The following is a 10,271-nucleotide window of genomic DNA, read 5'->3' as shown; positions in this document are numbered from 1 at the left end:
TTCAGATTTCCGGACGGATGACCGCGCTCAATCAGGGTATGGCGCGCAAGGCCTGTCAGCTTTGGTCTGGTGAGACGGATTCAGCGATCGCAGCCGATCTGAGGCAGTCCATGCAGGACTACGAAGGCAGTCTCAGGGCGCTCACCGATGGTTTGTCCGCAATGGGGATCTTGCCGCCACACAAACACCGGGCATTGCGGACAAGCTGGCCGAGATCGGCGGCGTCTGGGCGCAGAACCGGCCACTTCTGGCATTGGTCGCCGCAGGCGAGGAAATATCGGATCAACAGCGTTTTGACCTCTATTTCCAGTTGATAGACGAAAGGGTGGTGCTGCTTGATCTGGTCTATCTTTATCAGGACCATTCAAAAGTGGCACATTAGGGACGCAAAGCCCTTGTCTTGCTGCGGTTTAGGGGTTGAACCAAGCGGTACTCTCGCTTAAACGCCGCGACAGACATGCGTGTGAGGCCCGCTTTGGCCAGATGTACCGGTTCGAAAACCCGGGGCTTGGGCTCAATGCGCTGACCATATTCAATTTGGCCCACCGAGGCCCAGCTTAGGAAACGAACACATGGCAAATACACCTCAGGCGAAAAAACGCGCCCGTCACAACGAAGCGCGCTTTGCAATTAACAAAATGCGTCGCTCGCGCATCCGTACGTTTCTGCGCGCGGTAGAAGAAGCGATTGTCGCTGGTGATCAGAAAGCCGCCGCCGAAGCACTCAAAACGGCACAGCCGGAACTGATGCGCGGTGTGACCAAAGGCGTGATGCACAAGAACACAGCAGCACGTAAAATGTCTCGTTTGGCTTCGCGCGTCAAAGCGATCGCCTGATTCTGCCGAAATCAGCGAAAAAGCAAAAATTCAAGCGCGTCCAAACAGGGCGCGTTTTTTTTGTGCCAGTGTGTTCAGGCTGCGCAGAAAACAAGCCATTTCAAAGGGCCGGTAGATTCTTTTCCGACATTCGCTGAGTCAAGCGTGATGTTATGTTGAAGCAGCCCCAAACCCCTTGCTACGTTGCTCATGCGATTCACATCGTTCCGGGGGGACATGAGGGGGTTTGCATTTGATCTGGTCGGAAAATCGCGCCTTGCGGTTTATTTGAACCTACCGGTCAACAAGCGAGCTTCATGCAAAGATGGCGTGGGAAAAGTAGCAAAAGCTGCGTAAATCCATGTCGGTTTGTGTCTGCGACAAGACTGGGGTCTGCTCCTTGGTCATGGTGGCGGGTTATGGCTCTTTTGCTGCCGATTGGCGCTGACATGTATCTCTTCGGATGCTGGTTTGTGCTGCGGTCTATGGTTTTGGATAGAAGATGACCCGTTTAGGTTGGGCAGCCTGAGCGCTCTGCTTTCTATGTCTCGGTCTTTGTGTCGTGGTGCGCCAATGCGCACCAAAGCGGTGGTGCGGCAAGTTTGGGGACAAAGGGACAAGATGACGAACGATATCTGGGCGAATGTGTTGAGCGCGCTGAAGGGTGCATTGGGTACGAATAGTTATTCCAGCTGGATTGAACCTCTCGAATTTACACAGCTGTCCGATGGCGTCGCGGTGTTCGATGTGCCGACCAATTTCATCGGCAACTACGTATCCCAGAATTTTGGCGACCAGATCATCTATCACATGACCAAAGCCGGTGAGGATGTGCAACGCCTCCAATTTCGTGCGCCGAGCCAAGCGCGTGCTGCCCCCAAGCCGAAGATCAGCAAGAGACCAGTCGAGCCGGATTCAGGCGCGCCTCTTGATCGCCGCTTTACCTTTGATACGTTCGTTGTCGGTAAACCCAACGAACTTGCCCATGCCGCCGCACGCCGCGTGGCCGAAGGCGGACCCGTCACCTTCAACCCGCTTTTCCTTTATGGCGGTGTCGGTCTTGGCAAGACGCACCTGATGCATGCGATCGCGCACGAGCTCAAGGAACGCTCCCCCGAGCTGAGTGTGCTTTACCTCTCTGCGGAGCAATTCATGTACCGCTTCATCACCGCCCTGCGCGAACGCAAGATGATGGATTTCAAACAGCTCTTCCGTTCGGTCGATGTCCTCATGGTCGATGACGTGCAGTTCATCGGTGGCAAGGACAGCACGCAAGAAGAATTCTTTCACACCTTCAACACCCTCGTCGATGGCCAAAAGCAGATCATCATCTCTGCCGACCGCGCACCGGGCGAGATCAAGGATCTCGAAGAGCGGATCAAATCCCGTCTCCAATGTGGTCTGGTCGTGGACCTGCACCCGACCGATTACGAACTGCGACTCGGCATCCTGCAGTCCAAGGTCGATGTCTATTCCGCGCAGTACCCAGAGCTTGAGATCGCCGATGGCGTGCTGGAATTCCTCGCCCATCGCATTTCGACCAACGTGCGCGTTCTGGAAGGCGCGCTGACCCGCCTGTTTGCCTTCGCATCCCTTGTAGGTCGCGAAATCACGCTGGATCTGACGCAGGATTGCCTGTCGGATGTGCTCAAAGCCTCTGATCGCAAGGTCACGGTCGAGGAAATCCAGCGCAAAGTGTCCGAGCACTATAACATCCGCCTATCCGACATGATCGGACCGAGGCGCGTGCGTAACTATGCCCGTCCGCGCCAGATCGCGATGTATCTGGCCAAGCAGATGACCAGCCGGTCCCTGCCAGAGATCGGACGCCGCTTTGGTGGCCGTGATCACACGACAGTCATGCACGGGGTCAAGCGGATAGAAGAACTCAAGGCGCTCGACAGTCAGATCGCCGACGATCTGGAACTCTTGCGCCGCGCTTTGCAGGAATAAGGGCGCAAAGCAGGGCGGGGCGCTTGACGCCGACAAACCCATCGTAAACAGTCCAACAAAACGCTTGAGAGTAGCGCGGAATAGGGTACATTTCGCGTCCCGGCAGCGTCCGAGGCCAAGATATGCGGAGATTGGGACATGAAATTCAGCATTGAACGTGCGGTGCTCTTAAAGGCCGTTTCACAGGCGCAGTCCGTGGTGGAACGGCGCAACACGATCCCGATCCTGGCCAACGTCCTGATCGAAGCGTCAGGCGACAGCGTACAGTTTCGGGCGACCGACCTCGACATCGAAGTCGTCGACCACGCGCCTGCGAAAGTAGAGCGGGCAGGGGCAACCACGGTCGCGGCCGTGACCCTCAACGAGATCGTCCGCAAGCTGCCTGATGGCGCTTTGGTCACGTTGATCGAAGACGGCGCATCAGGCAGGTTGACGATTGAGGCGGGGCGGTCAAACTTCTCGCTTGCGCCTCTGCCGAAAGAAGACTTCCCTGTCATGGCGTCCTCTGATTACGCCGCAAATTTTTCGGCACCGGCGCCGGTTCTGCGGCGTCTGTTCGACAAGTCAAAATTTGCGATTTCAACTGAAGAAACAAGATATTACCTGAACGGCGTCTACATGCATGTGGCCGATGGCGAAGGCGGCAAAGTGCTGCGTTGCGTCGCAACAGATGGCCACCGTCTGGCGCGGATTGACGCCGACCTGCCTGATGGCGCGGCGGATATGGCCGGTGTTATCGTACCCCGCAAGACCGTGGGCGAATTGCGCAAGCTGCTGGATGACGATGACATGCAGATCGCTGTCTCAGTCTCCGAAACCAAGATTCGTTTTGCGACCCCCGACATCACACTGACCTCCAAGGTGATCGACGGGACATTCCCCGATTACACGCGCGTGATCCCGCAGGGCAACACCCGCAAGCTTGAAGTTGACGCAAGCGAATTCGCCAGAGCGGTGGACCGGGTTGCAACCGTGTCATCCGAACGCTCGCGCGCCGTGAAGCTGACTCTGGATGAAGACCGCCTGGTTTTGTCCGTCAACGCGCCGGACAGCGGAGCGGCGGAAGAAGAACTTGCCGTGGCCTACAGCGATGAACGCCTCGAGATCGGCTTCAACGCCAAATACCTCCTTGAAATCGCCAGTCAGGTCGACCGTGAAAACGCCGTTTTCATGTTCAACACTGCGGGCGACCCCACCCTGATGCGCGAAGGCAACGACACCTCTGCGGTCTATGTCGTCATGCCGATGCGCGTGTGACGCAACCAGAAACTTTCAGAGTTTCTGGAGGCGGGGTTTTTGAAAGTCCTGCCCGGTATCCATGACCCAACTTGCGATCTCCGAACTGACGCTGTCGCACTTCCGCTCGCACAAGCGTGTGGCGCTGTCGCTTGAGTCACGTCCCTTGGCCATTTTCGGCCCCAACGGTGCGGGCAAGACCAACATCCTCGAAGCTATCTCGCTCCTGTCACCCGGGCGTGGCCTGCGCCGCGCCGGAGCAGAGGATCTGACCCGCAGGCCAGAGGCGCTGGGCTGGAAGGTCACCGCCGTGCTGCAATCGCTGCACCAGACCCACGAGATCGAAACATGGGCAGAGGCGGGCAACCCCCGCCAATTGCGCATTGATGGCAAGGCCACGCCGCAGACGGCTTTGGGCCGCATCGCCCGCATTCTCTGGCTGGTGCCAGCGATGGACCGGCTTTGGATCGAAGGGGCCGAGGGGCGGCGACGGTTTCTGGATCGCGCCTCGCTGAGTTTCGAGCCGACCCACGCAGACGCCGTGCTGACCTATGAAAAGGCCATGCGCGAACGCAACAGGTTGCTCAAGGACATGGTGCGCGATCCCCATTGGTACACCGCGATCGAGGCGCAAATGGCCGAGGCCGGTTCCATCATCCAAAAGAACCGAAGCCGCACCATTGAAGAACTGACAGCAGCACAAGAGGCCGCGACGACAGCCTTTCCCACGGCAACACTGGCGCTCACATCCGCCGAGCCCATCCCCGACGATCTGCAAGCGGCGCTGGCCGGAAACCGCAGCCGCGATATGGGCGCGGGGCGCACCCTGATCGGTCCGCACCGCGCCGACCTTGATGCGGTATTCGCCGACAAGGGCGTGCCTGCCAAGGATTGTTCCACTGGCGAACAAAAGGCGCTTCTGATCAGCCTGATCCTTGCCAATGCCCGTGCCCTTGCCCGCGACTTCGGCGCACCACCGATACTTTTGCTCGATGAGGTCGCAGCCCACCTTGACGCGACCCGGCGGGCAGCGCTTTATGATGAAATATGCAGCCTCGGCGCGCAGGCTTTCATGACCGGCACGGGGGCTGAACTGTTCATAGAACTGGGCGAACGCGCCCAATACGCAGAAGTCACTGAACTGGACGGGCAGTCCATCGTCATGCAAAAGGATACGCCATGACCCCGCAACGCGTGACCCTGATCACCCTTGGCGTCGCTGATCTGGAACGGTCCAAGGCATTTTATGGCACGTTGGGCTGGACCCCGACAAATGACGAAGGCGAGGTCGTCTTTTATCAGATCAACGGTATGGTCTTGGGATTATTTGGTCTGCAAGCACTTGCAAACGATCAGGGACGACCAGACGCCAAGCTGGGGACCGGGGCAATGACGTTGGCACAGAATTTCGCCACTGATGCAGAGATCGATGCGGCCTATGCCTTGGCTCTCAAGGCCGGGGCGACCCCGCTCAAGGCACCGGAAAAGGTGTTCTGGGGCGGATATTCGGGTTACTATGCCGACCCTGACGGGCACGTCTGGGAACTCGCGCATAACCCGTTTTGGGATCTCGCCGCAGATGGTAGCCTGACTTTGCCAACCTCATGACCCTTTCGCCCTATGACCTGCTGCTTTACGCAGGCGCGCTCATCATACTTTTCATGACACCCGGCCCCGTATGGGTCGCCTTGCTGGCACGGTCACTCTCGGGCGGGTTTCAGGCCGCTTGGCCGCTGGCGGTCGGTGTCGCCCTCGGTGATATCCTCTGGCCGTTGGTCGCGGTGCTTGGCGTCGCTTGGCTTGTGTCCGAATTTGCAGGCTTCATGGAGCTGCTCAAATACGTGGCGGTCCTCGTCTTCATGCTGATGGGCGCGGCGCTTATCCGCAACGCCGACCATGCGCTTGACGCCAATAGCAGGCTCACCCGGCCCGGCAAATGGGCGGGATTTGTTGCGGGTCTTGCGGTGATTATCGGCAATCCCAAAGCCGTGCTGTTCTACATGGGCGTCCTGCCCGGTTTCTTCGATCTCGGCATGGTCACGGCCGTCGATATGGCAGTCATTTGCACGCTCAGCTTTGTCGTGCCTTTGGTCGGAAATCTGGTTCTTGCGGTATCGGTCGACCGTGTGCGGGGCTTGCTGAAATCATCGGGTGCCTTGCGCCGGATGAACATCATCGCAGGCTGCCTTCTGATCGGTGTGGGCGTCGCGATCGGCCTCACCTGAGGCCCGCCGGAGCAGTCTTTAAAAACCACAAAATCTTGTGTCATTTGCGTGACATTGCCCCCTGAAAAGCATATATTTTGGGCATAAGAATACAGGATTTCCCCCATGGCCGACGAAACCCAGAAACAAGAAGACTACGGCGCAGATTCCATCAAAGTTCTCAAGGGCTTAGAGGCGGTGCGCAAGCGTCCGGGCATGTACATCGGGGACACCGACGACGGCTCTGGCCTGCACCACATGGTCTATGAGGTCGTGGACAACGGCATTGACGAGGCTCTGGCCGGTCACGCCGACCATGTTTATGTAAGAATTAACGCCGATGCCTCGGTCACGGTGGGTGACAACGGGCGCGGGATTCCGGTGGGTATCCACGAAGGCGAAGGCGTTTCCGCCGCCGAAGTCATCATGACCCAGCTTCATGCCGGCGGCAAATTCGACCAGAATTCCTATAAGGTGTCGGGTGGTTTGCACGGCGTGGGCGTCTCGGTCGTCAATGCGCTGTCGGACTATCTTGAACTGCGCATCTGGCGCGATGGCAAAGAACACTACGCCCGTTTCGAGGGTGGCTTCACGACAGAACATTTGCGTGTCGTCGGTGACGCCGATGGGCGCAAGGGAACCGAGGTCACTTTTCTTGCCTCGACCGATACGTTCAGCAACCGCGAATATGATTTCCATATACTGGAAAAGCGCCTGCGCGAACTGGCGTTCCTGAACTCCGGCGTGCGGATTATCCTCGAAGACCTGCGTCCCGCAGAACCTCTCAAGACCGACCTGTTCTACGAAGGCGGGGTCAAGGAATTCGTCAAATATCTTGACCGGTCGAAAACGCCACTGATGGAAGACCCGATCTATGTGACCGGCGAACGCGACGATATCGGGGTCGAGGTCGCGATGTGGTGGAACGACAGCTACAACGAAATGGTGCTGCCCTTCACCAACAACATCCCGCAGCGTGACGGGGGTGCGCACCTTGCGGGTTTCCGTGGCGCGCTGACCCGCGCGATCACAAAATATGCGACCGAGACGGGGATCAGCAAGAAGGAAAAGGTCTCGCTCACCGGCGATGACGCCCGCGAAGGTCTGACCTGCGTGCTGTCTGTCAAAGTGCCCGATCCGAAATTCTCAAGCCAGACCAAGGATAAACTGGTCAGTTCAGAGGTGCGGCCTGCGGTCGAAAACCTGGTGGGTGAAAAGCTGAACGAATGGTTTGAAGAGAACCCCCAGATTGCCAAGATGATCATCTCGAAGATCGTCGAGGCCGCCGCCGCGCGTGAAGCCGCGCGCAAAGCGCGTGAAATCCGGCGCAAATCAGCTATGGACGTGAACTTCAACGCTTCCAAGCTGAAAGACTGCTCTGAAAAAGACCCCTCAAAGACCGAAGTTTTCCTTGTCGAGGGTGACAGTGCGGGTGGGTCCGCCCAGACGGGCCGTGACCGCGGCACGCAGGCGATCCTGCCGCTCAAAGGCAAGATCCTGAACGTCGAACGCGCCCGTTTCGACCGGATGCTGTCCAGTCAGGAAATCGGCAACCTTGTCATGGCGCTGGGCACCGGCATTGGCCGCGATGAATTCAATATCGCCAAGCTGCGCTATCACAAGGTCATCATCATGACCGATGCGGACGTTGACGGGGCGCATATTCGCACCCTGTTGCTGACGTTCTTCTTCCGCCAGATGCCAGAGTTGATCGAAGGCGGTTATCTCTATATCGCGCAGCCGCCGCTTTATAAAGTGTCGCGTGGCAAGTCCGAAGTGTACCTCAAGGACCAGCCCGCGATGGACGAATATCTGATCGAACAGGGCATTGATGGCGCGATGCTGCGCCAAGGCAATGGCGAGGAAATCACCGGCAATGACCTGCGTCGCGTCGTGGAAGAGGCCCGCCAGCTCAAACGTGTGCTGGAAGCCTTCCCGACGCATTATCCGCGTCACATTCTGGAACAGGCCGCAATTGCCGGTGCATTCGTTCCCGGTGTCGTAGAAAGCGACCTGCAAGGCACCGCCGACCGCGTGGCGGAACGGCTGAACCTTATCGCCCTTGAATGGGAACGCGGCTGGCAAGGCCGCATCACCCAAGATCAGGGAATGCGTCTGGCCCGTATCCTGCGGGGTGTCGAAGAAGTGCGCACGCTTGACGGCGCTATGCTGCGATCCGGCGAGGCGCGGCGCACGGGGACGTTCACGCAAAGCCTGCAAGACGTCTACGACCTGCCCGCCACTCTGGTGCGCAAGGACCGCAGCCAGATCATCCATGGCCCGCTGGACCTGCTCAAGGCGGTCCTTGAAGAAGGCGAAAAAGGGCTGTCACTGCAACGCTACAAGGGCTTGGGCGAAATGAACCCCGACCAGCTGTGGGAAACCACGCTGGACCCTGACGCGCGTACGTTGTTGCAGGTCAAGGTCGACGATCTGGCCGAAGCCGACGATCTCTTTACCAAGCTGATGGGCGACGTGGTGGAACCTCGGCGCGAGTTCATCCAGAACAATGCGTTGAACGTGGAAAACCTGGACTTCTAAAGAGGGCCCTTGCGCCCTCGCACCCACCTGAACACCAACGGCGCAAGCGCGATCACCAAGGTGATCCGGATGATGTGCATGATGGAAACATATGCCACATCCTGCTCCATCGCGAGGGTCAGCAGTGACATCTCGGTCAAACCGCCGGGCGAAAAGGCAAGGAACGCCTGCGCCAGTGGGATTGCGCTGACCAGAACGATCACTTCGGCAAATCCGATCGCCGCAAGCAGCATCAGGAAAGATGCAACCGCCGACAGGCCAATGTCCTTGCGGACCTCGGCCAGAGACGCTCCGACAAAGCGTGTCCCTATGATGGTGCCGATGGTTATCTGTGCTGCGATCACCAGAACAGAAGGCGGGGCGACCGTGACCCAACCAGCAATATGGGCGATGCCGCTCAGGATCATCGGGCCGAAAACAGCGGCGGCTGGCAGGCCGATCCGTTTGCCCAGAAACATTCCGGCAACGGCACAAGCCCCCAAAATTACATAGTCTTGCACCGTGATTTCGTAAATCCCGACCCACAGGCTGGCCCCGCGACCGCCGCTGGACACGCCCAGAACAAGGCCAAAGAACAGCGCCACAAACACGATGATGATCAGTACGCGCGCGGCATGGGCCAGCGCGATCCGCCGTTCATCGCCCCCTGCTTCGGTCCCGAGGATGACCATCTCGTTCAATCCACCCGGCATCGCGGAATAAAACGCCGTTACCGGATCATATCGGCCAAGCCGCCGGTAAACCGCATAGGAAATCCCTGCAGCACAGGCCAGAAACAGCGGCAGCAACAGCAAAGTCATGACCCAACTGCCAAGCAGGCCAACGACATCTGCCGTCACCCCTGATCCCAGCATGACGCCGATCACCGGCATCACATAGGGGCGCAATCTCGCAGGCCCCGTCACGGGTACCTTGATCATCGCGGCAATGGTGTTCGCGATCATCGGCCCCAGCATCCAAGGCAACGGCAAGCCGCTGAAATAGGCTGCAAGACCGCCTGCAACACCGATTACGACTGCCAGTAACTGTGACCTGATAGGTGCGCGGTGTAGCTGCATCAATCCGGCCTAAAGCCCGCCGATATGATGCGTGCCGCGCTCTTTGGCCAGTTGCATCTGCTTCTGACGCTCGCGAAAGCGGGCTTTATCCTCTTGTGTTGTTTCGTCGATGCACTGATGGCACGACACGCCCTGCTCGAAGGCAGGGTGGGCGCGATCATCGGGAACGATTGGTCGGCGACAGGCGTGGCACAGAATATGCGGTCCTTCCTCCAACCCGTGCCCGACACTCACGCGGGCATCAAAGACAAAGCACTCACCATCCCATTTGCTTTCTTCCTGTGGAGAATGATCCCTGGTTCATGGTGTTCTCCCTGGCGGGTGCCGCCGAGGCCATGGCGCGCGCCCGGCGCCAGTGTCGCAGCGATAACCAGTGAGTGGCTTCTCGCGCGAAGCGGAAACGACGGCGCCCCGTCCTCTCCTCGGAGGACGGGGCGCTCGTTGCAGGCTCGGGGGGCCGAAAC

The 10,271-nt window shown here is 58.6% G+C and carries 9 protein-coding genes and 1 pseudogene; 8 read left to right on the top strand and 2 right to left on the bottom strand.

Annotated features, from left to right (window positions below; genetic code table 11):
• From R6T97_RS09860 to gyrB, 8 genes are all read left to right on the top strand, one after another.
• Positions 1 to 314 (top strand): hypothetical protein (locus R6T97_RS09860; protein WP_410349124.1); only part of this gene is annotated, 314 nt, incomplete at its 5' end.
• Positions 315 to 572: 258 nt separating this feature from the next.
• Positions 573 to 836 carry a 30S ribosomal protein S20 gene (gene rpsT, locus R6T97_RS09855; RefSeq protein ID WP_410349123.1) on the top strand — a complete coding sequence of 88 codons (264 nt, stop codon included), beginning with the start codon at positions 573 to 575 and terminating at the stop codon, positions 834 to 836.
• 600 nt (positions 837 to 1,436) lie between these two features.
• Positions 1,437 to 2,768: a chromosomal replication initiator protein DnaA gene (gene dnaA, locus R6T97_RS09850; RefSeq protein WP_410349122.1), complete on the top strand. Its 1,332-nt coding sequence runs from the start codon at positions 1,437 to 1,439 to the stop codon at positions 2,766 to 2,768.
• Positions 2,769 to 2,906: 138 nt separating this feature from the next.
• The gene (dnaN, locus tag R6T97_RS09845; protein ID WP_410349121.1) at positions 2,907 to 4,025 is read left to right on the top strand and encodes a DNA polymerase III subunit beta; all 1,119 of its coding nucleotides are present in this window, start codon (positions 2,907 to 2,909) and stop codon (positions 4,023 to 4,025) included.
• A gap of 61 nt (positions 4,026 to 4,086) precedes the next feature.
• Positions 4,087 to 5,187: a DNA replication/repair protein RecF gene (gene recF / locus R6T97_RS09840; RefSeq protein WP_410349120.1), complete on the top strand. Its 1,101-nt coding sequence runs from the start codon at positions 4,087 to 4,089 to the stop codon at positions 5,185 to 5,187.
• Entirely contained in the window at positions 5,184 to 5,612 is a 429-nt protein-coding gene (locus tag R6T97_RS09835) for a VOC family protein (protein WP_410349119.1), read from the top strand. The genes recF and R6T97_RS09835 overlap by 4 nt, the downstream gene beginning before the upstream one ends.
• Positions 5,609 to 6,229: a LysE family translocator gene (locus R6T97_RS09830; RefSeq protein ID WP_410349118.1), complete on the top strand. Its 621-nt coding sequence runs from the start codon at positions 5,609 to 5,611 to the stop codon at positions 6,227 to 6,229. The genes R6T97_RS09835 and R6T97_RS09830 overlap by 4 nt, the downstream gene beginning before the upstream one ends.
• Before the next feature lie 105 nt (positions 6,230 to 6,334).
• Entirely contained in the window at positions 6,335 to 8,749 is a 2,415-nt protein-coding gene (gyrB, locus tag R6T97_RS09825; RefSeq protein WP_410349117.1) for a DNA topoisomerase (ATP-hydrolyzing) subunit B, read from the top strand.
• Here the strand turns inward: gyrB and R6T97_RS09820 are convergent.
• Complete coding sequence (locus R6T97_RS09820) at positions 8,746 to 9,807, bottom strand: AbrB family transcriptional regulator (protein ID WP_410349116.1); 1,062 nt, start codon at positions 9,805 to 9,807, stop codon at positions 8,746 to 8,748. The genes gyrB and R6T97_RS09820 overlap by 4 nt on opposite strands.
• A gap of 9 nt (positions 9,808 to 9,816) precedes the next feature.
• Positions 9,817 to 10,092, bottom strand: a pseudogene (locus R6T97_RS09815) (hypothetical protein); the annotation flags it as partial.
• Positions 10,093 to 10,271 lie beyond the last annotated feature (179 nt).

This window comes from Yoonia sp. (assembly GCF_046498525.1).
Taxonomy (GTDB): Bacteria; Pseudomonadota; Alphaproteobacteria; order Rhodobacterales; family Rhodobacteraceae; genus Yoonia.
Note: the sequence above shows the minus strand (reverse complement) of the source record. Positions and strands in the feature narration are given on the sequence as shown.